Genomic DNA, 20,583 nt, shown 5'->3' with positions numbered 1-20,583 from the left:
AATTAAAAATATAAACTACGCTTTAGTTTGCTACCTTAGACCTACGTATCGTTTCTCACCAACATCGCTACACTTTCCACATGCACCGTATGCGGGAACATATCCACCGGCGTTACCTCAACCGTGCGATACCCGCCATCCTCCAGCACACGAAGATCACGTGCCAACGTGCTCGGATTACAGCTCACATACACCACTCGCTCCGGCTTCATCTCCAGGATCGTTTCCAGCAAACGTGGATCACAGCCCTTCCGCGGTGGATCGACGACGATGACATCAGCTTCAATACCTTGTTCTTTCCAGCGTGGAATAACGTCCTCTGAGGCACCAACTTCGAACTTCACGTTCTTCATGTCGTTCAAGAGCGCATTGCTACGCGCATCTTCGATGGCTTCAGGCACGATTTCTACTCCATACACCTGATCCGCATGTTGCGCGAGGAAAAGAGAGATTGTACCGATGCCACAATAGGCATCAATCACGGTCTCTTTGCCGCTCAGTCCTGCGTACTCTACCGTTTTGCCATACAGTACTTCCGTCTGCACTGGATTCACCTGATAGAACGAACGCGCTGAGATCGCAAATTGCACATCACCGATATAATCATAGATTACATCACGGCCCCACAGGACACGGGTTTCATCGCCGAAAATGACGTTGGTCTGTTTTTTGTTCACGTTCTGGCAGATACTCGCTACATGCGGAATCGCTTCACGGATACTGCCAATCCATTCGTCTTTGTACGGAATGTCTCGACCATTCGTAACCAGAACAAGCATCATCTCGCCTGTACGGAATGCCTTCTTCACGACCACGTGACGCAACAAGCCGCGACCTGTCTCTTCGTTATAGGCGCTAATTCCAAAATGACTGCCAATCTCCTTAACCTTTGCAACCATTTCGTCATTGTGCTCATGCTGAATGAGGCAACTTTCCATATCGATGATCCGGTGACTTCCTTTAGCGTAAAAACCACCTACCAGGCCACCCTCGGCAGCTCCAATCGGCACCTGTGCCTTATTCCGATAGCGCCATGGCTCGTCCATGCCCATCGTAGGCAGTACGCGGATGCCTTGCTCCGTATCCTCTTCGTTCATGACACCTTCAAGGCGAAGGCGAATACGATTGCTGCCGATCATTTGTACTTCAGAAGTAGCCAGTTCAGTTGTCTGATTCGCATCACCAACTGAAGCGTCATCCTGCACACGCTGTTCAGCGCCCTCTTTATCATCCTGCGTATTGGATGCCAACGTCTCCGCATCCTCCACCATCACGTTCAGCTTGCCAATCCGTTGCAAATTATCGATCACCAACTGGCGTTTCCACGCAAGCTGTCCGGTATAGCTCATATGCTGGATCTGGCAGCCGCCGCACTGATCGTAGATCGGGCATGGCGCGGACACTCGATCCGGGCTCGCCTTCACGATCTCCAGCAGTTTGGCGTAGCCGTACTGCTTCTTGGTTTTCATCACACGCACACGCACGGTTTCACCTGGAAGCGCCCCCTGTACAAAGAGCGTGTATCCATTCGCACGACCTACACCCTCACCGTCATGGTTCATGCCAATGATGTCGATGACGGTCTCTTCATTTTTGCTAACGGGCAGTCCTTCGATTGATGCAGATTCACGCGCTCTCCCCTTTGGACGAACGGCAGAAAGAGATGCGCCTTGTGGCCGCACCTCTTTTCCCTGCTGACGTGTAGATTGACGAGATGATTGACCTGGCTGACGGGACGCTGAAGCGTTCCCTTGCCCCTGAGAGGCAGCCGAATTCCGGCGGTTTTTTCCACGACCGCTGCGGTTCGTATTAGACAACGTACATTCACTTCTTTCTTCTTATATAATACCCGCCTGTGCAGGCGAGGGAGAAATCTCTATTTTTCAATTTGTTCCCGATTGTAACGAACATGGCGCACCTTATTCACATCAAAAATAACGTTCCGAATTTCAAATGAACTTCAGAAACGTTATATCATCTTCGGATAGTGTTTTCCGACCTCTTTCGGTCATTTTCTCCAAAAGAACGACGCTGAAATTCGTTAGATTCGCAGCTTCGACGATTTCGCCACATTAAGGCTTTCTGAGTTTGTTAAGCTCAACGCATAGTGACCACATGAGATTATACGCGATCCAACTGTACACAGCAACTGGAAAATATACTACCATCACGCCTTACGGCAGAGCTGAATCCAACTCTCCTCATCACTTGTGCGATTGCTATACAACCACTTCTCATGCATCACTGCTTTCCCCAAGCGACCACATTCTGCGCCAAGTGCCAAGTTTAACGATACAACATCAGATGATGACGCAAATTCGTAAATGTAGCTGGCAGCGTGCCGCCTAACTCTCCATCAAGGTTCAGTTGGACATATCCCGGTGACGTAACTTCCATATGACTCGTCTGGAAATGAACCACTTTCTTGTCGTTCAGATGTTCCCCACGCAGCGCAAGCGTTACGAGGCGGATCATATCAGCCAAATTACATTTCCTCACGCAAATGACATCGAACAAACCATCATCAATGGTTGCACCTGGAGCCAACTTCTCAAATCCCCCGACCGAATTGGTATTGGCGATGAGGAATAACATGAATTCATCATGGATCTCTTCCTGACCGTCGGCGCGAATAATCAGCTCCTGAGGAGACAGGCTCGCCATTTTCTCAATACCCTTCATATAATAGGCCAGTTGCCCAATCATCGTTTTCAGACGACTCGGTACTTCATAGGTCAGTTCAGTCAATGAGCCACCACCAGCGATGTTGATAAAATACTTATCATTTGCTTTGCCCAGATCGAGCGGACGAAGCTGCTGGTTAATGACCAGATCCACGTAATCTTCCCACTGTCTCGGAATGCCGAGTGCACGTGCAAAATCATTCGTTGTACCCAAAGGAAACACACCCAGCGGAGGACGGTTCTCCCGCTCGGCCATACCGTTAATCACTTCGTACAACGTGCCATCGCCACCAGCAGCAATAATCATGTCATATCCGCGTTCAATCGCAAGTTCAGCTTCCCGGGTTGCGTCACCTTCACCCGTTGTTGCGTGACATGAAGCTTCGATACCACCTTGATCCAAACGCTGCAAAATATCAGCCAGACGTTTCTTCATTTCTTCCCGGCCTGAGGTCGGATTATATATTAAGCGAGCTTTTTTCATCTCATACGCCACCTATTCCACATTATCCATGAGTCTAAACGACCTCATATTCTTACGTTGCATCAGTCCACAAAAGGGCATATTTTTTACACAATAATGAATCTGTGTTCATTCTGCTCAATCTTTCGTCTTACCTATATCTATGCATCAGGAATTCCGTCTCATTCCAAAGCCTTTAACTCCTATCATATCATCAAATGTAAAGATGTCCTAGCCTGTAATCTATAAGTATATTTTTTCATATATGTATCCACTAATCCATCCATTACCCAATAAACCTCACGCACCGCTCCTGAATCTTCCCCACTACCTTTTATGTAAAATAGTCTCATTAATCAACCATTCTGCCCGCTTGGACAGGAATTAGTCTTCAATTTCGATACCTTCATATGATTATGACATAGATATGCTACAAATTTACAATTCTTAAGATGAAAAGATAAATAATATAAACCTTTTTCCACTATAGTTTTAGTGCACCCTCAACTTAACACCACATCATACCCGTGAAGGAGAATTGTGAATGAAAAAAATCGTGTTAATGCTCATGGTTTCGCTTATGGCATGTATTCCTTGGGTCACCGTTGTTGAAGCAGCAGAAATTAACCATGATCAGGTTGTCGGATTTCAGGAAGTCTCACCAGTCACCGTGACACAACAAACGGCCAAGCGTTTTCAGCCATTTCTAAAAGTCTATCATGGATGCGTGCCTTTTCCCGCAGTAGATCAACAGGGCAATACCAGTGCTGGCTTGAATACATCCGGGTCATCGAATGGAAACTGTAGTTCAAGTACAGGCCAGATTTACTCCCGCTCCGCCTGGCACAATGGGGTATGGGCTATCATGTATTCGTGGTATTTCCCCAAAGACTCCCCTTCCTCTGGACTCGGCCATCGTCATGATTGGGAAGGTATCGTCGTGTGGGTAGACAATCCGGCAGCTGCCAATTCCAAAATCCTCTCTATCGCATATTCCGGTCACGGCCAGTTCACCAAAGTTACACCGAGCAATAACAATACACAAGGTAACCATCCGTTGATTTCCTATAATAGTACCTGGCCGCTGAACCATGAGCTTGGCGTTACTAATGCTGTGGGTGGAACACAACCTTTAATCGGATGGGACGACCTGACTTCTGCCGCACGAAATGCGCTCAATACGACGAACTTTGGCAGTGCCAACGTGCCTTTCAACGATAACAATTTCACCAACAATTTAAATAAAGCCTGGTTCAGATAAGAAAAAAAAGAAAATCCCCTTCAAGTGAACAGCTCATTTGAGGGGGATTTCGTTATGAAGTTATCGTAGTATCCCGGAACCTGTTTCACTTCTTCAGCCAATCTCAAAATCCGATTTTTCTGCCTGCACGCAGCTGTTTGTACCAGAAATACACCGTGCAACCCACACAATAACCCAGCAGAGCCGCGCTTGCAGCCGCGAGAAGCATAACGGAGAATACATAACCTGCGGCTACCCAGCCAAGCGAGAACGAGATGAGTGCCAGAGACAGGAAGAGCACAGCCAGAATATTGTTGAATCGCTGCAGCTCCACCGCCTGCGTCTCTGTCCCTTTACCAGTTAACACAGCTTTCCCAATCTGCTTAAACAGATTAAGCTTTCCACCAGAAGCCAGACCAGCCACCTGAATGACCCACAGCACGCCCAGAACTACAATTGGATTGAACACAAACGAGAGTAAAACAAACAATACAATACCGACCTGATTTGCTTTCACATAGCGCATGGGCACTTCCCGCATCTGTATATCTCCTTATCCCCATTTTATTAGTTGGTTTTATTGTAGTCGGTATGCAGGGAATGAGCAACACTTCATTTAAGGATAGTATAATCTCTTTTCAGCACGTCCCAATGGGGAGTCCGGATACCTGTTGTCTTTTTCCAATCGGTAAATGCATTATTCAACGCTTCAATCTCTCCAAAAGAACCCGCAATCAGCTTATGAATTGGAAGCACACTGTATATCTTCAACAGAAGGTACAGCATCCGTTGATGCCTGCGAATCATTTTAGCCTGAATCTCCGGTATAATCGTTATGCCCATAGCTTCAAGTACGCTAAAGCCTTCATCCATCGCCCTAATCATATGTTGGATTTGCTTTCTATTCCCGTCCAACTTGATCAACTCACGCTCCTCATTAAAACTCACCGCATTAAGCATCAGAATGGGGATGATATGGCTTTTCAGCCAGGCATCAATATCGCTCAGAACATTTAACTTGTATTTCACATGTTGGAAAGCTTGGTCCAGCAAAGGTTTAAAGCCTATCTCTCCGTCCAGACTGCCAATTACCATTTGTCCGCTGCCTCCACCGACCGATAACATGCGGTCCTTTTCCCGCTTCCCTGCACTCACATGGAATCCAAACGCGACCTGTTTTGCTACCCTGCTGTTTTCCTCCAAAAAGTTTTGCATGCTCCGTGCATCTGCGTTGTTTCCCACAATCACAATATTGCTGCTCTGATTCTCTGCCAGGATAGGTAACACTGAAGGGAAATCGTTATATTTCATGACAACAAAAATCAGATCATATTGGTCATCCACTTCCAACGTTCTGACTACCCGAACCGGATCAACTGTCGTTTTGAATTGAAAAACATGCCGGATGACGACCCCATCCTTCTCCAGCTCCTCTGCCCGCTTCCCTCTAGCCAGAACAGTGACATCATTGCCACCGCGCACCAGAATGTGCGCCAGCTGACTGCCCAAAACGCCTGCCCCATACACTAATATCTTCATTGGTTACCCCTCTATTTCATATTTTATCAATATTCGTTGCTTTATGAACATTTGTTGATAAAATAAGAGTATCAAAGCACCTACTGTGCTTCAATCGTTAAAATATCCGTTTTTGTTGAATAATCAACGAATGATTCCTTATTGTTGAAAACCATCATAGGAGGGGCCATGGACAGACGAGTACTCAAGACACGAAAGGCGATAATTGAAGCTTTTGTTGGGTTACTGGAGGAACAGGATTTTGAGCAAATTACGATAAACGATATTGCTGATCGGGCTAATGTAAACCGAGGAACCATCTATTTGCATTACGCTGACAAGTTCGATCTGTTGGATCAATGCATTGAGACCTATTTGCAGCAGTTGTTGGATGCCTGTATGATCGAAAGCTCTACTACAACACCCGTTACAGCCAAGGATGCGCTGCTCAGAACTTTCCGTTATCTGGAACAACATGCCTCTACCTATACTACACTTCTAACCAAAAAAGGTATTCCGGCATTCCGTAGTAAGTTGATGGGATTGTTGGTCCAGGGAGTGGAGGAACAGATGGATGCCTGTGGCATCCAGGAAGGTATGAAAAAAGAGATCACCATACAGTTTCTTGCTTCCGCTGCTGTGGGCCTCCTGGAGTGGTGGATTATGAATTCCATGCCTTATCCGGCCGAGGAGATCGTTGACCAATTAATAAGTTTACTGGAGCTACATCTGCAATTGCACGCTCCCATTAATGGATAAATTAATCCTCGCTCAAGTGATCTACAACAAACAAAAACCACGTCCTTCGACGTGGTTTGATTGTTTATGAAGCTATGGAGTTGAACTCAATTGATACTGCATCATTACGAGCGATGTGATTACACACCTATGCCAAAGCAATCATTTCAAGAAGAAACTTTAACTTCATTACATCTCTCCAGCAAAATCTGGATTTGGCGCTCCAGCCACTGCACAAGCAATGGATGTGGCAACAGTGTCTCACCGCTGTACACATAGTTCAGTTCCTGCAGCCGATCCGGAATAACGTTCCTCGTGAAATAACCGGCACTCAAAAACAGCGGCGCCACAATGACTCGGTTCCCCCGCTCTTCGCTCCAGTACTTCACTTTGTCGTACACACTCTCCGGATTCAGCAATGCACAATCCGTATGGGCTACACCACTAACTTCCTGCACATGCTCTGCAAGGGAAGAAATTCCGGCTTCCCAACGCTCGCGAAAACCATCATGAATACTCCCATGTCCTACAAGCAGAATCGTTTCCTCCTCCGGTTGCTGCGATAGCAATCGGACTTTGTCCCACACCATCACGGCAATATCCGGATCGTTATCCACCGGATAACCGAAGTGAACCCGAGCCTTCACATCGAACGGTTCCAGATCCGTTTCGCGATCAGGTGTTTCCTTTGCACCAATGGCATATTCAATCTCATCCACATGTGTACTCCCGGACGAAACAAATAGAGGTACGACTAGAATATCGGTTACGCCTTGTGCTTCCAGTCGGTCGATACCGTCCTGGATTAGGCGTCCTTCCACAAGTTCAAGAAAACCGGCTTCTACCGGTAATGGAACAGGCAGATTCAACCGGGAGATCGCGTCATCGACGGATTCCACCCAGGTCTGCTCCTGTGAACCGTGACTGATGATGAGTACACCCGGCTTCTTCATGTTAGCGTCCCAGGCGTTCCAGCGTCATTTTATAACCATCATTGCCGTAATTCAGGCAGCGTTTCACACGTGAAATTGTAGCTGTACTCGCACCTGTCTCTGCTTCAATCTGGTTATACGTATTGCCTTTACCCAACATACGAGCCACTTCCAGCCGCTGGGACATGGATTGGATCTCGTTTACTGTGCAGAGGTCATCAAAGAAAACATAACACTCTTCAATATCTTTTAGCGTCAAAATAGCCTCAAATAGTTGTTCAATGCTTTTATCATTTAGCTTTTTCAGCTGCATTTCATCATCATCCCCTAGCGGTTACTGTGTACCTACATTGTACTCACCCTGAGTTGGTATTTCAAGCGTTACCGATTTCACGCACTACAGAATAAAAATACATGTTACCGCTTACAAAAGGTACTAATGTCCTCCCCTCACGCACATCAGGCGGAATTACCGCACTTTTTCCCAGTTTTCACCTGTATATATCCGATTACTTATGTAGGATTTCAATCCTCCTAAATGTTACAATTTTGTGTCTAAACTGCATTTTACTCTTCGTGAACCTGCCATCATACATGCGCCCAAATCCGCAAATATCCCGTTTTCCGGGATACCCGCCTACGCCGTCTCTCCGCGAATGACATACAGTATAACAAAAGGGAGTTCCACTACCGTATATGATATACATCTGTCAGGAAACTTGTGGAACGCAATTCCGAAATCCAATATAGAAGGAACGTGATCGTTCATGCCACAGCATTATTATCACCGCCAGCCAGCACAAGGGCAACGTCCGTCTTCTCATGCTCATCGGCAGGCACGTACTTCTGCCTATATGCCTCCCGGTGTGGTTCCGCGGTCTTTGAATGAAACTCAGATTCAACCGATGTACCCTGGAGTAGAGCCCCATTACCCGGGCTTCGGTGAAGTCGAAGCATCTGCAATCGTACCGTATGGGCAAGGTGCTCCAGGCGGGAACTTTTATGGAGGTGCAGCTCAGGTGGTTCCCCCTGCTCCGGTACAGGCGCCTGCTGCTACAGGCAGTTCCGGGTTTTCGTTAGCCAACATCGGTGAGTTAAAAGGAATGATCGACCGCTTCGGCGGTATTGATGGGATCATGAGTGGAATAGGCAAAATGCAGAAGGTCGTCGGTGGTATCCAACAGATGGCTCCGATGATGAAACTTGTTATGGGCATTCTGCCTTTTGGAAAAGGAAAATCGAATAACAGCGCAGCTGATGCAGACTATGAAGAATATACGCCGCCCCGGAAACGTAAAAGCAAACGTCGGAACAAAACAACGAATGCTACACGTCGCCGCAATACAACTCCAGTCCGCCGCAAATCCAATACCACCAAGCGCCGTCCCAAAAGTCGCAAAGGTTAAATTCATCCAGGCACCCCCTTACAGAAGGTGGGTGCCTTAACACCGTTCATTAATATATCAAAAATTTCAGGAACTTATGTTCTTATTTCTGTAATTTGAGGTATACTTGATAATAACTAAAGGAGGCGGACCATGGAACTTATCAAAGACAAATACACTCCCGCATTAATCGATCGGACCGGCGAACAGTTGCGTCAATTCTACCCTAAGCTGGATACACAGCAATTTCATGAATTGGTTTTTGCTGAAGGCTGGGAACAGTTGGAATTCAAAGCGCGCATTCGCCGAATCACACTGGCCTTGACTTCAGTACTGCCCGACAATTATGAAGAAGCATTACATATTATTGAACAAGCCGCTCCGAATATGAGAGGCGTTGAATATCTCTTTGTACCGGATTTTATCGAAGTGAACGGACTTGACCCAGAGGATTACGAGTTATCCATGAAGTATCTGACCCTCTTCACACCTTATTCCAGCTCCGAGTTCGCGGTACGCCCGTTTATTAAACATTATCCAATCCAAACGATGAAACATATGATGGCGTGGGCAGAGAGCAACAACGAGCATATCCGCAGACTTGCCAGTGAAGGCAGCCGGCCACGTTTGCCATGGGGTGCCAAACTCCAGAACTTTATCACTGATCCAACACCTGTACTTCCGATTCTGCATGCATTGAAACAGGACGAGTCCCTCTATGTTCGCAAAAGTGTCGCCAATCATCTGAATGACATCTCCAAGGACCACCCTGAACTGGTTATGGATCTGGCCACGACCTGGTACGGACAACATGTACACACCGACTGGATTGTCCGGCATGCCAGCAGGTCATTACTGAAGAAAGGACATAGCAAAGCACTAAGTCTTTTTGGTTATAACGAGCAGGATTCGATTCACATTGAGCAGCTTCAGCTTGTCCAGGATACGATTAGCATTGGCGAGGATCTTCATTTTTCGTTTGATGTCGTTAATGAGAGCGGCGAGTCACAGATGCTGCGAATTGAATATGAGATGGGTTATATGAAGGCAAACGGCAAGCAGGCTCCCAAACGATTCAAATGCTCCGATAAAATGTACCCGACAGGCAGAACCAAGGTAGCCACCAAACAATCTTTCAAAATCATCACAACAAGAAAATACTATGCTGGACTGCATACGCTAACAATTGTTGTGAATGGTAAAGAGACGGCAACGACTTCTTTTGTCCTTGAAGTGGGGTAACAGGAAGACATCGTAAGTTATACACAGCTTATTGCTGCGGAATAGTTATTCACATGTGGATACATTTATTTTCAAAACTTCCAATAGAAGAATCAGAAAGGCCACCTGGCAATCATCTTCCGACAGGTTATTCCATTCCTGCCTGAGATCCTTGTCCAGTGGCCCTTTTCATATGTAACAAACGTTGCTTCAACTATGCAATCTTCTTCTGATGATCTGCTCGTAATAGCGTGCGCTTATCACCGAAAGATGGAACTGCATTTAGAGCAGTAAAGTATCACATTTTCTACTTGAACCATCCACGCTTCACAAACCAGGCCACCATGCTACCTCCAAGTACAAACATTAACAATAACACAGCCCCATACCCAAACTTCCATTGAAGCTCAGGCATATAGGCAAAGTTCATACCATATATACCCGCAATCAGTGTGAGAGGCATAAATACGGTCGTAATCACCGTGAGTGTCTTCATGATCTGGTTCATCCGGTTGGAGTTCAGGGAAATATAACTGTCACGTAGGTCGGCCGTCATCTCCCGATCGGCTTCAATCATATCCGTCAGTTTCAATAAATGGTCATAGATATCGGTAAAATAAGCCGTATGTTCGCCTGTTCGCTGCACATGCTGGGAATTGACCACCCGATAGAGCAGATCCCGCATCGGTACTACCGTTCGTCTGAGCTTCAGCAATCGAGTCCGCAGATCAAACACCTGGTTCATCAAGTCCTCAACTGACTCTTGTCCACCCCGGTTCTCCAGTTCAGCCAGTTCATCCTCAATCGCAAATAAAGACGGAAAATAATGATCGACCAGCTTGTCCATCACCGTATAGGCTGCTGCCACTGGACCTCGCGCCCAGATGGTTCGTTCATGTGCATGGTGCAACAAGCGTTCCCACGCTTCATCCACTTCCTCCAATACACCATGATGAAAAGACACTAGGAAGTTTGACTCGAGAAATAAGTCAACCTCCTCGGCTTCCAGTGTGGTCGGGTTCAGTGCATGCAGCACAAGAAACTGCAGATTATCATAATAATCGAGCTTGGGCCGCTGCAACACATGCAGACAATCCTCTATGGCTAATGGATGAAAATGAAAATATGTATCCAGCAAACGGCTTTCCTCTTCCGTTGGCTGGTTAAAATCCGCCCATACCCAGGCGTAATCGTTCAGATCCAACTGTGTAAGTGGTACGTTAACGGAGACTTGATGTTCTCGTGTAATGGCGAGTGTACGAATCATAAATCAGATCACATCCTTGTCCTGTATCTATACGTTATTGTACACAGGTACCTTCAAACTCGACAACAAAAAAAGCCAACCCTGTTGGCTTCTCTCATTTCCCTATCCACAGTTCCCTGTATCCACAGGAATATCTTCTTTTGGTTTATCATTCCACGGATGGCTATCCACATATCCAGCCTGTCCACACGTTCATGCACAGGCGTCTCTTGATTTTGGTTGTATATTTATCCACATATCCCGATATTCACACAGTTATGAACAGTTTGTCTGGTAATCCAGAATTCGTTCGGGATAACTTTCTCTCTTTAGAAAATGATCCAGTACAACAATCCTGCCAGTCCCGCAGTAATCGGAATCGTAATGAACCACGTAATAATGATACGTCCAGCAAGTCCCCATTTCACAGCAGAGAAACGTTTTGCGGAACCCACACCCAGAATAGCTGATGTGATCGCGTGCGTTGTACTAACTGGAAGGTGAAGCAACGTTGCTGTGAAAATAACGGAAGCAGCTGACAGATCGGCGGCGAATCCGTTAATCGGTTCAATTTTAAAGATTTTGGTACCCATCGTTTTGATGATTTTCCAACCACCAATGGATGTACCCAGAGCCATCGCGGTTGCTGCTGAGATTTTAACCCACAGCGGCACTTCCAGATGATCTTGCACACCTGCTGCAACCAAAGCAAACGTAATAATACCCATCGCTTTCTGTGCATCATTTGTACCATGTGTGAATGCTTGCAGTGCAGCCGTGAAAATCTGTACCGTACGGAAACCTTTATTCACGTTATGCGGACTGCGTTTGGCAAAAATGTATTTGAGAATCGTCATGACCACATAACCGATAGCAAATGCGATCAGAGGTGATAATAGCAAACCTCCAACGATATCAATGAATCCGCTCCACTTCACTTTGTCAGCTCCTGCGCCAACAAGCACGGCACCTGCAAGGGCTCCGATAAGTGCATGTGATGAGGAAGACGGAATACCAAACCACCATGTAACCAGGTTCCAGATAATCGCTGCGATCAAGGTGACTATGACGACCTCGATCCCGTTATCCAGCGTGGTGGGGTCGGTCACACTCCCCCCAATCGTCTTCGCAACGCCTGTAAACATCATCGCACCGACAAAGTTCATCACCGCTGCCAAAAGGATCGCGCGACGTGGCGTTAGTGCCCGTGTTGATACCGAAGTAGCAATGGCATTCGCAGTGTCGTGAAAACCGTTGATGAAGTCAAACGCCAGTGCAAGGAAGACGACTATACCTAATACCCAAATCGTTGTTTCCATTATTCTCTGGCTCCTTAAGAATTACGCATAATGATGGATTCGAGCACATTCGCCACGTCTTCACAAGCATCCGTTGTTGTCTCAAGACGTTCGTAAATTTCCTTACGCTTGATCAGTTCAATCGGATCAGACACGGTAGCGAAGAGATGTTTGATACACATGCGCAGCACTTCGTCGCCCTGGTTTTCCAGATCATTCAAACGAATGGTGTATTCACGGATGGCCAGCAATTTTTTCTGTGACAGCAGATGAATCGCCTTCTGAATTTCGTAAGCCGATTGGCGCAGAATTTCAGAGAACTGAACGATAAATTCGTCCGGATCCGTCAGTTGGTACATATAGAAACGGGAAGCCGTTGCTTCGAGTCCGTCCAATACGTCATCAAGTGTTGTTGTCAGCTCCATAATATCATCGCGTTCGATCGGCGTGATAAATGTTTTGTTGAGTTCTGTAATGATCGTATGCACGTAATCATCACATTTCGACTCGTACTTCTTCATTTCATTGGCAAAAAGAGTCACATCCTGAAGGTTGGAAACATGCTGGGAGAAATAATCTGCCGCTTGAACAACCGTATCTGCCATATTCTCCAGTGTCTCAAAAAATATATCCTTCTTCTTCTTAAGCTTCATAGCTCTATCCCCTTTACGAGAAAAATTGCCGATAACCGATGAAACATGAAATGACAACCTTTGATATCTTATCATATTTGTTTCATGGTTTGTACAAAAGGTGTGATCCTTTTTTATATTCTTATCACATTAATCTGAAATGAATCTTAATTATTTGGAATAATGGTAAATTCAAGTCAAGATTTTACACTGCGTTTACAATTCGACATCAAATTTCAAAATCGACACGATTCTACTTTTCACGCCAAGGTACAATATCATGCCTTTTCGACGACAAAATGGATACATGTTTCATCGTTTTCTTTCATTACATCCTTTTATTGCTGCACAGCCAGCTTCACATGACTAGAAAATTCCGGTTGATTGGGAACAATGCTGATAAAGGTTTTGCCAGGCACAAGAGCCACTTCACTGCCACCCTGAACAAACCGTATAATATCCCCTTGCTTCTTCACCCACTGCCCACGAATCATCTTGCCCTTCTGAAACAACATGGCTTCCCCGCCCTGTTCCAAATTAACGGACAACCGACCTACACTATCAAGCACCTTGTGATCTGCACCTGCCACAATGATGTTCGCTGCGCCAAGTTGTGTCCCGTTATCCAGATCCTGATCTGCCTTACCATTCACCATTCTCATATATCGTCCGCTAACTTCATCATAATCATACGTTACCCGGTAACTATCCAATAAATAATGGATATCGAATTGCTTCACTGCCTCTCCTGCGGATGTCGCGCCTTCTTCGTTGTAGATGTATACGGGAGACTTGAAATCATGGCTATAACCCTTGATATCTGCTCCTTCTCTCAGCTTGTCCGCTGAAGTATACAGATTATGTGGGGCTTTACGATCCGAGGAACGCCAGAAGTAAGGTCCACCATTCGAGATTTCATCCATATGCTGTTTCTGCTGCCTTTGCAAAATGGAATACGCCTCCGGACTGCCTCCGGCATGAACAAGTACCCCGTCATAACTCTCGCCGAGCTCAATCAGATATGGACGTATACTACGAACGGGTCCAACCGTTTCCGCACCGCCTTCACTCTGGAAGATAGCTATGAAACGGGTAATGCCTCCCTCAGCGAGAACTTCAAGAATGATATCGGCTGAACTTAGACCCGATTGGGGCCGAGCCGCTGGTGCATTATTAATCATTACGGCGAGTGGTCGACGCGTAATCGCTTCATCTACAGGCAGACCCGTCAAAGGTGCTGTATAGAGAGATGTATTGGACTCTTCCACAGTCTGTTCTTCTTGTACAGGTGCAGGTGTCGGTTCTGGCTGAACTGGCATCTGCGCCACCTCCTGGTTTTGGCAGGCAACAAGACTTAATGAGAGAATAAACAGAGATGCAGCCGATGCTGCTTTGTTCCATTTAAAAAGCTTCAATATAGGACCTCCTGAACGATATGGCCTGGTTCTAAGTTGTGATATATGTCTCACGTGGGCAACCATTTCACGTATTTCTTTCCATTTAATCACACCCCATCCGATTTGTCTGCGCCCAGAAGGCCTTGATACAGCGTGAAATTTACATTTGAAACAGCGAATCGCGAGAAAAATATGTCCTAAATGTGAACTTCTCAAACCTTACTTAAAATTTGAACTAGATTGTGATTTTAATCACAAACAAAACGACTTTTGAACTATACAATAAAGACATCAAAGGTGATCACTTAGAAAAAACAAAAACAACACACACTAGATTCCATGAAGGAGTGGTTCATATGTTCAGCTTCAACCAATGGCTTAGAGAAAACAAAGTAGCAATGTGGATTTTAACAGTACTTCGGGTGTATATCGGTTATGATTGGATGACTCACGGATGGAGCAAATTGACTGGCGGATTCGAAGCTGGCGGGTTCCTTGCAGGAGCACTGGAAAAAACAACGGGTGACCATCCAGCAGTTCAAGCATGGTGGGGAACGTTCCTTGAGAAATTCGCAGTACCAAACGCAGGACTGTTCGACTTCGTTATCCCTTTAGGTGAATTCCTTGTAGGTTTAGGTCTCATCCTTGGCTGCTTCACTACACTGGCAGCACTGATGGCTATGGTCATGAACTTCGCGTTCCTCTTCTCGGGAACAGTAAGCACGAATGCTCAACTGGTTGTAATGGAAATCTTCCTTGTTGTTGCTGGTGCAAATGCAGGTAAAATCGGTCTGGACAACTGGGTACTGCCTTACCTTCGCGGATTGATCACTCGCAATAAAGGCAATCATCCTAAAGACACACCAACGATTAGCCCGACTCAAAAAACAGCTTAAGCAATCATTCATAGAATTCTCGGCCCTGCTCCCAATCCCCCTGGAGAGCAGGGCTTTTTACTTTTCAAGATCAGCCTGAATGCCCTCACTGACTTGCCCATCCACAGAAAACCGTATTATGATGAACATAAAGTTGAACTTCAAAGGAGTACACGATAATGCCGACCCAGCGCCGTCTTGAGACTGATGCGGACTTCCAGGAAGCCATGAATATGAAGTATAAGGTTCGAGTTTTTAAAGATAATCACCAGATTGACTCCGGTGGCATCATTATCCGTTTTGACAGCAACACCGTGGTGGTCCAATCCAGTGTCAGTGAACTCGCTTATCATTCGCGTACAGACTGTGAATTGTTTGAAATCCGCAAATAAAGATCTATTTCATGAAAATAAGTCCTCGTATTGAAAGAAGGTTCCTTTAACCCATCAAGGGTGTACAGGAACCTTCTTTTGTTTATATATTGAAATTGTATACATTAACACACGTTATCCGTACCCACCTGGCTTCAAACACCACAATCAGGCTGTTGTCTGTTCCAAGTTACACGCCGTCTCCAAACTGCCAGCAGTTCAAGCTGAGCGTTCCATAAGGGTAGGACTGGAATAAACGCTTCGCTGATCGGGACATATCCGCTGTACCCATGGCGTAGAACAAAGGTGCAAGGTGTTCTGTACCATACGACGGAACTGCCGTGCGTGCATGAGGGGCTTTTTTCTCATATTGAAACAGTTCTCTTGTGTTCCACTGCTGCAAGCGGTCACCGATCCAGTTATCAAATTCCACCGCCCACGCTTGCGGTTCATCCGTATTGCCCAGTAATCTTAAATTGTGAACCGTTCCACCACTGCCAATGATCAGCACATCATCATGACGCAGCTGTTCCAGCATTCGGCCAATATCATACTGTTCCTGCGGCGTACGCAGCGAGTCTACCGATACAGCAATCACAGGGATATTAGCCTCGGGATACATATGGAGCAACGGTACCCATACGCCATGATCCAGCCCTCGGCCACGAATCGGCTGATGTGCCAGATTGCTGCGGGTGAACAAAGCACATATCTCGTTCGCTAGATCTGACTGCCCAGATGCAGGGTATTCCATCGTATACATCGTAGAAGGAAATCCATAAAAATCATGCAAGGTCTGATGTGTATCATCCATCGTCACGGACGGTTCAGGACAATCCCAATGCGCCGTAAATACAACAATGGCTTTCGGAGCCGGCAGCCTGTCTCCAAGCTGGTTCAAGAAGTGAGTGTAGTCATTGCTCTCCACCGCCAGAGCGGGAGAACCATGCGCAATGAAAAGTGCGGGTAATGTCATTGCTGCCAACCTCCAGACACGGATAGAATGCTTACTCTTCTATTTTACCCTTAAGAAGGCGCTTTTCCAAGCTGACATACCCAAACAGTTGTAATCCTGCCACTTATATCATCCAGTGCTGCCAATCCTGCTCGATCTTCTGACGTTCGCCCAGCCACTCTCTCGTACGCGTAATGAGCTGTTCCCGCTCTTTACCTGAAGAGAAGGTGTGATCGCCCTGGAAGATGATTTCCTTGTCGCAACGGCCTTCCTGACGCATCCAGAATACCTTTTGATACAGGAATGCGTAGTCTACAGGGATAATCTCATCTGATGTACCATGCACGACGAGAACATCACCGCTAAACTTAACTGCTTCCTGGAATGGCTGTTGTTCAGCAAGAGACTCAAAGAAGGTTGGTGTGAATTTGTATCCAAGATAATCAGCCGCTCCCAGTTTCACGCCTTCATCGTATACTTCCCGTCCCGTAATCTTCACGATATCATTGAATGGATAACCCACGGAGGACCACATCACCAGGTTCTTAACACGTTTGTCGCGCACAGCAGTTAGCAATGCAACGGCACCACCCAGACTATGACCAATCAGCGTAACACGCGTAGGATCTACATCACTGCAATTCACCGCGTAATCCAGCACCGAACGGGTCTGCAGCACCATGGACTCCAGTCCCTCCGCTCCATACTCCCCACTGCTCTCTCCGCAACCGATATAATCGAAACGCAGGACCAGATAACCGTCTTCAGCCAGCTCCCGTGCAGTCTTTACAAACAAACGGTCCACGCCGATCCGACTACCAACGAAGCCGTGGCAGATGACTGCCAGAGGTACGCGCTGCTGACTCTTCTCCTCCTTGATATCTTTCACAACCGGATAATGAATCGTGGCTGTTAATTCTTCCTGTCCATGACGGATACTGATCTGACGTTCCATACCGATTTCCCCTTTCCACGCTTAGCCTGTTGAGTTCCATTTATTAAATATATATAATCCGATAAGTTTAGTGTGTATTAAGATGTTATTCATATATTATCATCCCGTACCCTGCAAGTCAACGTAAGTAAGAACCCTTTCTACGTTGACTGCTAATCTACATTTTATCGGTTGATAAGCGCAAAAAAATGAGCCAAGCTGGTGACAGCTGGCCCGGATATCATTTGGAATTCAAACCAAGTGTTGCAGGATCGTTATTCGTAGCTTCTACGGAACATCTCGTGGGTCTCCACCCGTCCATTCCACTCATGCTCATGACCCGAATCACTATTGTCCCAGAAACTTCTTCCCCTCAGATTGCCATCTGTCAGTTCTTCTGCATACTCCGTATCTTCAAGGTTCTCTTCAAAGGATACAACCTCGTCCACGACTCCACGGGAGTTGCTGTTCATTAGCAGCTTCCGCGTCAATTCTGTTTGTTTATCCATAACAAGCACACTCCAATCTTGGATTTCTGTTGGAAATGCTACTATTGTGATGGAATCGGCTGCTCTTTATGCATACTTCACACAATCGTTAGATCTGGGAGGCGTGAGGGATTATTTTCACATGAACGGGGGAAAATAAACGAACAATCATTGGCAGCATATGCCTCGGAGTCCTTATGCCGAAAGGAATGAATTCATGGAACATCTACTGGAATGGATTCAACATCACGGTAAACTGGTGCTGTTATGCACCTGCGTTATACTGGCCTGTGTATGGATATGGGTCCACCATGAGCAGCTTTTTTATAAGGAATGACTTTGCGAAACGAGAGCCCTTCCCGTATACTAAAATACCGTCAGGGTCTTCAGTCAATTGGAAGATCAGAATGTGTGTAGACAGGGGGAGCAATCATTGGGGATTTCCTATAAGAAGCTTAAAGAAATACAGAATCGGCAAATAACTGAGATGAGTAGAATGACACCTGAACATGTGAAATTGTATGACGAGATCAGCACAATTGCGCGTCATGCGCCAGCGGACGAGAGAACACAGGAAGAATGGATTCTCTCCGCAGGAAAAGCGATCGTACAGGCTCAGCGGGATAACAAACCCGCTCGCGAGTTATACGGACCTGATCTGGAACAAGACATCCATGCACAGCTCGGGATAACAAATACAGCACCGGAGAAGACAGATGCCGTTGAGGTGGGTAAATCCAGCCCAACCCGTGGTAATAGTCCATCAGCTTCATTGAAAAAGAAAGCCAACGCTGTAGAACCACAGTCAACGGAGAATCCAGAGCCTGTGAAACGGACACCAAAGTGGTATGCCATGATTGCTTGGGCGGCTTTGTCTTTTGTCATGTTGATTCAAGGATGTGTGGGATTGTTCGTGGGTTGGACTGGCGGAGATACGGAGCCGTTCCAACACATCAGTCTGTTCTCTCTAATCGTTGCGGCAGTTGGCGGTATTGCATTAGTGGAGATGCTTCGCCGTCTTGCTGAGCGACCGGACGATGAAGGAGCGGACAAGAACACCGTACCTAAGGTTAACCTTAAGGGCATCATCATCTACATCGTCATCGTGGTACTTGTGCTGTTTGTGGGGTATCCACTTCGTGATAAGCTTCCGGTATTTGCACTGGCTCCGTGGGTGAGTGCAGTGATCGGAGTTGTGGGACTTGCAACGGTAAGGCCTCTATTTGGACAAAAGAAAACAGCATAACATGTTATATAAGCTATTAAGGGACTTCACGAACTCGTGAGGTCTTTTTCCATTTGGAGCCGGTTCCTATGCTTGATTCCTTTTCCCGGTGTCTCTCCAAACTCCCGCTTGAACATCCGGATAAAATAGTTCACTTCCATGCCTACGGTCTCTGCCGCCTCTCGTACACTTGCTCGTGGGTGCTTGTCCAGCCATTCCGAAGCCTTCTGCAAACGCAATCGCTGCATATATTGATGTCCTGTCACGCCATAATGATGATGAAATAATCGGTTGAGATGTTGCACCGAATAACCCACTGCGTCAGCGATGTGCTTCAATAACAGATCGTCCTGATAATGAGTATGCATCAAAGCTACGGCTCGGGTAAGTGCATCCAGTGCATCCTTGCTCGGATCTGACTCCCGATTAGAACGTGTTACAGTACCGTCATGTGCCATCGATGATTCATCACCTCCAATACCTACAACAGATGGAATTTTCGATTGTGCTATATCCAAAATGAGCTGGTAGATCAGGGTTGATGTGTTCCACATCTCCATTGCTCCTTGATCCAGCGCATGCCAGAGATTGGTCATGCGGGACCAGATGATTTCAAAACCGGAGATAGGGTACGGCTCGTTCTGAAGCAAACCTGCGCTTTGAAGTACCGATCCAGCCGATGCACCGCCAAAACCGATATAACCAAGTTCTCCTTTGGATTTGGAATGAGGCACATACTCATGCGCAATCCCAGGTTCCACGATGAATACCTGCCCTGCTCCCATCGTCCATGTCCCTTTTCCGAAAACCTGAACTGCCCTTCACCGCCGCCTGACAAAAACAACTGATACACCGGAAATCCATCCGGTCTATGCAGAACTTTCTCTTCCTGCGTGCCCACACAATACAGGTACAGCGGCAACCGGGAATCCGGCAGGCCCGTCAAACGAAATGCAAGCATTCCATCATTCCTTTCGGCTC

21 protein-coding genes and 1 pseudogene are annotated in these 20,583 nt (G+C 46.4%); 7 read left to right on the top strand and 15 right to left on the bottom strand.

Annotated elements, in window-relative coordinates:
* Window positions 1–41: 41 nt before the first annotated feature.
* Window positions 42–1,817 carry a 23S rRNA (uracil(1939)-C(5))-methyltransferase RlmD gene (gene rlmD / locus MKY87_RS19785; protein ID WP_340965800.1) on the bottom strand — a complete coding sequence of 592 codons (1,776 nt, stop codon included), beginning with the start codon at window positions 1,815–1,817 and terminating at the stop codon, window positions 42–44.
* A 469-nt stretch (window positions 1,818–2,286) separates the two neighbouring features.
* Window positions 2,287–3,168 carry a diacylglycerol kinase gene (locus MKY87_RS19780; RefSeq protein ID WP_047840512.1) on the bottom strand — a complete coding sequence of 294 codons (882 nt, stop codon included), beginning with the start codon at window positions 3,166–3,168 and terminating at the stop codon, window positions 2,287–2,289.
* Between the two features lie 523 nt (window positions 3,169–3,691).
* Between MKY87_RS19780 and MKY87_RS19775 the strand changes: the two genes are divergently transcribed.
* On the top strand, window positions 3,692–4,408 hold the full coding sequence (locus MKY87_RS19775) for an NPP1 family protein (RefSeq protein WP_340965799.1): 717 nt from the start codon (window positions 3,692–3,694) through the stop codon (window positions 4,406–4,408).
* 103 nt (window positions 4,409–4,511) lie between these two features.
* On the opposite strand, the gene MKY87_RS19770 is transcribed toward MKY87_RS19775, so the two are convergent.
* Both MKY87_RS19770 and MKY87_RS19765 read right to left on the bottom strand, forming a co-directional pair.
* Window positions 4,512–4,928 (bottom strand): DUF4395 domain-containing protein, encoded by a 417-nt coding sequence (locus tag MKY87_RS19770; protein ID WP_340965797.1) that lies wholly within the window; start codon window positions 4,926–4,928, stop codon window positions 4,512–4,514.
* Between the two features lie 71 nt (window positions 4,929–4,999).
* Window positions 5,000–5,926: a ketopantoate reductase family protein gene (locus MKY87_RS19765; protein ID WP_340965795.1), complete on the bottom strand. Its 927-nt coding sequence runs from the start codon at window positions 5,924–5,926 to the stop codon at window positions 5,000–5,002.
* Between the two features lie 168 nt (window positions 5,927–6,094).
* Here MKY87_RS19765 and MKY87_RS19760 point away from each other — a divergent pair, with 168 nt between their 5' ends.
* The gene (locus MKY87_RS19760; RefSeq protein WP_091038820.1) at window positions 6,095–6,664 is read left to right on the top strand and encodes a TetR/AcrR family transcriptional regulator; all 570 of its coding nucleotides are present in this window, start codon (window positions 6,095–6,097) and stop codon (window positions 6,662–6,664) included.
* Between the two features lie 146 nt (window positions 6,665–6,810).
* Here the strand turns inward: MKY87_RS19760 and MKY87_RS19755 are convergent, their stop codons facing one another.
* Both MKY87_RS19755 and MKY87_RS19750 read right to left on the bottom strand, forming a co-directional pair.
* Window positions 6,811–7,596, bottom strand: a complete 786-nt coding sequence (locus MKY87_RS19755) for a sirohydrochlorin chelatase (RefSeq protein ID WP_340965794.1) — start codon at window positions 7,594–7,596, stop codon at window positions 6,811–6,813.
* Between the two features lies 1 nt (window position 7,597).
* Window positions 7,598–7,888: a YerC/YecD family TrpR-related protein gene (locus MKY87_RS19750; RefSeq protein ID WP_017690665.1), complete on the bottom strand. Its 291-nt coding sequence runs from the start codon at window positions 7,886–7,888 to the stop codon at window positions 7,598–7,600.
* A gap of 454 nt (window positions 7,889–8,342) precedes the next feature.
* On the opposite strand from MKY87_RS19750, the gene MKY87_RS19745 reads away from it, so the two are divergent.
* Window positions 8,343–8,981 carry a tyrosine protein kinase gene (locus MKY87_RS19745; RefSeq protein WP_339786352.1) on the top strand — a complete coding sequence of 213 codons (639 nt, stop codon included), beginning with the start codon at window positions 8,343–8,345 and terminating at the stop codon, window positions 8,979–8,981.
* Between the two features lie 132 nt (window positions 8,982–9,113).
* Window positions 9,114–10,202, top strand: a complete 1,089-nt coding sequence (locus tag MKY87_RS19740; protein WP_339786353.1) for a DNA alkylation repair protein — start codon at window positions 9,114–9,116, stop codon at window positions 10,200–10,202.
* 286 nt (window positions 10,203–10,488) lie between these two features.
* On the opposite strand, the gene corA is transcribed toward MKY87_RS19740, so the two are convergent.
* From corA to MKY87_RS19720, 4 genes are all read right to left on the bottom strand, one after another.
* Window positions 10,489–11,448 carry a magnesium/cobalt transporter CorA gene (gene corA / locus MKY87_RS19735; RefSeq protein WP_340965793.1) on the bottom strand — a complete coding sequence of 320 codons (960 nt, stop codon included), beginning with the start codon at window positions 11,446–11,448 and terminating at the stop codon, window positions 10,489–10,491.
* A 308-nt stretch (window positions 11,449–11,756) separates the two neighbouring features.
* A complete protein-coding gene (locus MKY87_RS19730; RefSeq protein WP_124118567.1) occupies window positions 11,757–12,746 on the bottom strand; it encodes an inorganic phosphate transporter in 990 nt (329 codons plus the stop codon).
* Between the two features lie 14 nt (window positions 12,747–12,760).
* Window positions 12,761–13,378, bottom strand: a complete 618-nt coding sequence (locus MKY87_RS19725; RefSeq protein WP_076215091.1) for a DUF47 domain-containing protein — start codon at window positions 13,376–13,378, stop codon at window positions 12,761–12,763.
* A gap of 317 nt (window positions 13,379–13,695) precedes the next feature.
* The gene (locus MKY87_RS19720) at window positions 13,696–14,772 is read right to left on the bottom strand and encodes a DUF3048 domain-containing protein (protein ID WP_340965792.1); all 1,077 of its coding nucleotides are present in this window, start codon (window positions 14,770–14,772) and stop codon (window positions 13,696–13,698) included.
* 338 nt (window positions 14,773–15,110) lie between these two features.
* On the opposite strand from MKY87_RS19720, the gene MKY87_RS19715 reads away from it, so the two are divergent.
* Window positions 15,111–15,650 (top strand): DoxX family protein, encoded by a 540-nt coding sequence (locus MKY87_RS19715; protein WP_340965791.1) that lies wholly within the window; start codon window positions 15,111–15,113, stop codon window positions 15,648–15,650.
* Window positions 15,651–15,808: 158 nt separating this feature from the next.
* On the top strand, window positions 15,809–16,021 hold the full coding sequence (locus tag MKY87_RS19710; protein ID WP_017690673.1) for a hypothetical protein: 213 nt from the start codon (window positions 15,809–15,811) through the stop codon (window positions 16,019–16,021).
* A gap of 169 nt (window positions 16,022–16,190) precedes the next feature.
* Here MKY87_RS19710 and MKY87_RS19705 read toward each other — a convergent pair whose 3' ends face one another.
* The 3 genes from MKY87_RS19705 to MKY87_RS19695 form a co-directional block, all read right to left on the bottom strand.
* Entirely contained in the window at window positions 16,191–16,976 is a 786-nt protein-coding gene (locus MKY87_RS19705; RefSeq protein WP_340965789.1) for a DODA-type extradiol aromatic ring-opening family dioxygenase, read from the bottom strand.
* A gap of 103 nt (window positions 16,977–17,079) precedes the next feature.
* Window positions 17,080–17,910, bottom strand: a complete 831-nt coding sequence (locus tag MKY87_RS19700) for an alpha/beta hydrolase (RefSeq protein ID WP_036606057.1) — start codon at window positions 17,908–17,910, stop codon at window positions 17,080–17,082.
* A 254-nt stretch (window positions 17,911–18,164) separates the two neighbouring features.
* Complete coding sequence (locus MKY87_RS19695; RefSeq protein WP_091038808.1) at window positions 18,165–18,398, bottom strand: hypothetical protein; 234 nt, start codon at window positions 18,396–18,398, stop codon at window positions 18,165–18,167.
* A 466-nt stretch (window positions 18,399–18,864) separates the two neighbouring features.
* Here MKY87_RS19695 and MKY87_RS19690 point away from each other — a divergent pair, with 466 nt between their 5' ends.
* On the top strand, window positions 18,865–19,623 hold the full coding sequence (locus MKY87_RS19690) for a DUF1129 family protein (RefSeq protein WP_339786364.1): 759 nt from the start codon (window positions 18,865–18,867) through the stop codon (window positions 19,621–19,623).
* A 26-nt stretch (window positions 19,624–19,649) separates the two neighbouring features.
* On the opposite strand, the gene MKY87_RS19685 is transcribed toward MKY87_RS19690, so the two are convergent.
* Together MKY87_RS19685 and MKY87_RS19680 are read right to left on the bottom strand one after the other, a co-directional pair.
* Window positions 19,650–19,970 (bottom strand): helix-turn-helix domain-containing protein, encoded by a 321-nt coding sequence (locus MKY87_RS19685; RefSeq protein ID WP_340967494.1) that lies wholly within the window; start codon window positions 19,968–19,970, stop codon window positions 19,650–19,652.
* 210 nt (window positions 19,971–20,180) lie between these two features.
* Window positions 20,181–20,396: pseudogene (locus MKY87_RS19680) on the bottom strand (AraC family ligand binding domain-containing protein); the annotation flags it as partial.
* Window positions 20,397–20,583: the final 187 nt, after the last annotated feature.

Origin of the sequence: Paenibacillus sp. FSL R7-0198, from assembly GCF_038000415.1 — a bacterium.
Lineage (GTDB): Bacteria > Bacillota > Bacilli > Paenibacillales > Paenibacillaceae > Paenibacillus.
This window is presented reverse-complemented; position numbering and strand designations above follow the sequence as displayed.

Excerpts from the sequence above, each read along its gene's own strand:
- MKY87_RS19770 (WP_340965797.1), bottom strand. The coding sequence starts at position 4,928 with ATGCGGGAAGTGCCCATGCGCTATGTGAAAGCAAATCAGGTCGGTATT.
- MKY87_RS19710 (WP_017690673.1), top strand. The coding sequence starts at position 15,809 with ATGCCGACCCAGCGCCGTCTTGAGACTGATGCGGACTTCCAGGAAGCC.
- MKY87_RS19695 (WP_091038808.1), bottom strand. The coding sequence starts at position 18,398 with ATGGATAAACAAACAGAATTGACGCGGAAGCTGCTAATGAACAGCAAC.
- MKY87_RS19730 (WP_124118567.1), bottom strand. The coding sequence starts at position 12,746 with ATGGAAACAACGATTTGGGTATTAGGTATAGTCGTCTTCCTTGCACTG.
- MKY87_RS19685 (WP_340967494.1), bottom strand. The coding sequence starts at position 19,970 with ATGCATACTCATTATCAGGACGATCTGTTATTGAAGCACATCGCTGAC.
- MKY87_RS19780 (WP_047840512.1), bottom strand. The coding sequence starts at position 3,168 with ATGAAAAAAGCTCGCTTAATATATAATCCGACCTCAGGCCGGGAAGAA.
- MKY87_RS19750 (WP_017690665.1), bottom strand. The coding sequence starts at position 7,888 with ATGCAGCTGAAAAAGCTAAATGATAAAAGCATTGAACAACTATTTGAG.
- MKY87_RS19705 (WP_340965789.1), bottom strand. The coding sequence starts at position 16,976 with ATGACATTACCCGCACTTTTCATTGCGCATGGTTCTCCCGCTCTGGCG.
- MKY87_RS19765 (WP_340965795.1), bottom strand. The coding sequence starts at position 5,926 with ATGAAGATATTAGTGTATGGGGCAGGCGTTTTGGGCAGTCAGCTGGCG.
- MKY87_RS19745 (WP_339786352.1), top strand. The coding sequence starts at position 8,343 with ATGCCACAGCATTATTATCACCGCCAGCCAGCACAAGGGCAACGTCCG.
- MKY87_RS19760 (WP_091038820.1), top strand. The coding sequence starts at position 6,095 with ATGGACAGACGAGTACTCAAGACACGAAAGGCGATAATTGAAGCTTTT.
- MKY87_RS19700 (WP_036606057.1), bottom strand. The coding sequence starts at position 17,910 with ATGGAACGTCAGATCAGTATCCGTCATGGACAGGAAGAATTAACAGCC.
- MKY87_RS19740 (WP_339786353.1), top strand. The coding sequence starts at position 9,114 with ATGGAACTTATCAAAGACAAATACACTCCCGCATTAATCGATCGGACC.
- MKY87_RS19775 (WP_340965799.1), top strand. The coding sequence starts at position 3,692 with ATGAAAAAAATCGTGTTAATGCTCATGGTTTCGCTTATGGCATGTATT.
- MKY87_RS19715 (WP_340965791.1), top strand. The coding sequence starts at position 15,111 with ATGTTCAGCTTCAACCAATGGCTTAGAGAAAACAAAGTAGCAATGTGG.
- MKY87_RS19725 (WP_076215091.1), bottom strand. The coding sequence starts at position 13,378 with ATGAAGCTTAAGAAGAAGAAGGATATATTTTTTGAGACACTGGAGAAT.
- MKY87_RS19690 (WP_339786364.1), top strand. The coding sequence starts at position 18,865 with ATGAGTAGAATGACACCTGAACATGTGAAATTGTATGACGAGATCAGC.
- corA (WP_340965793.1), bottom strand. The coding sequence starts at position 11,448 with ATGATTCGTACACTCGCCATTACACGAGAACATCAAGTCTCCGTTAAC.
- MKY87_RS19755 (WP_340965794.1), bottom strand. The coding sequence starts at position 7,596 with ATGAAGAAGCCGGGTGTACTCATCATCAGTCACGGTTCACAGGAGCAG.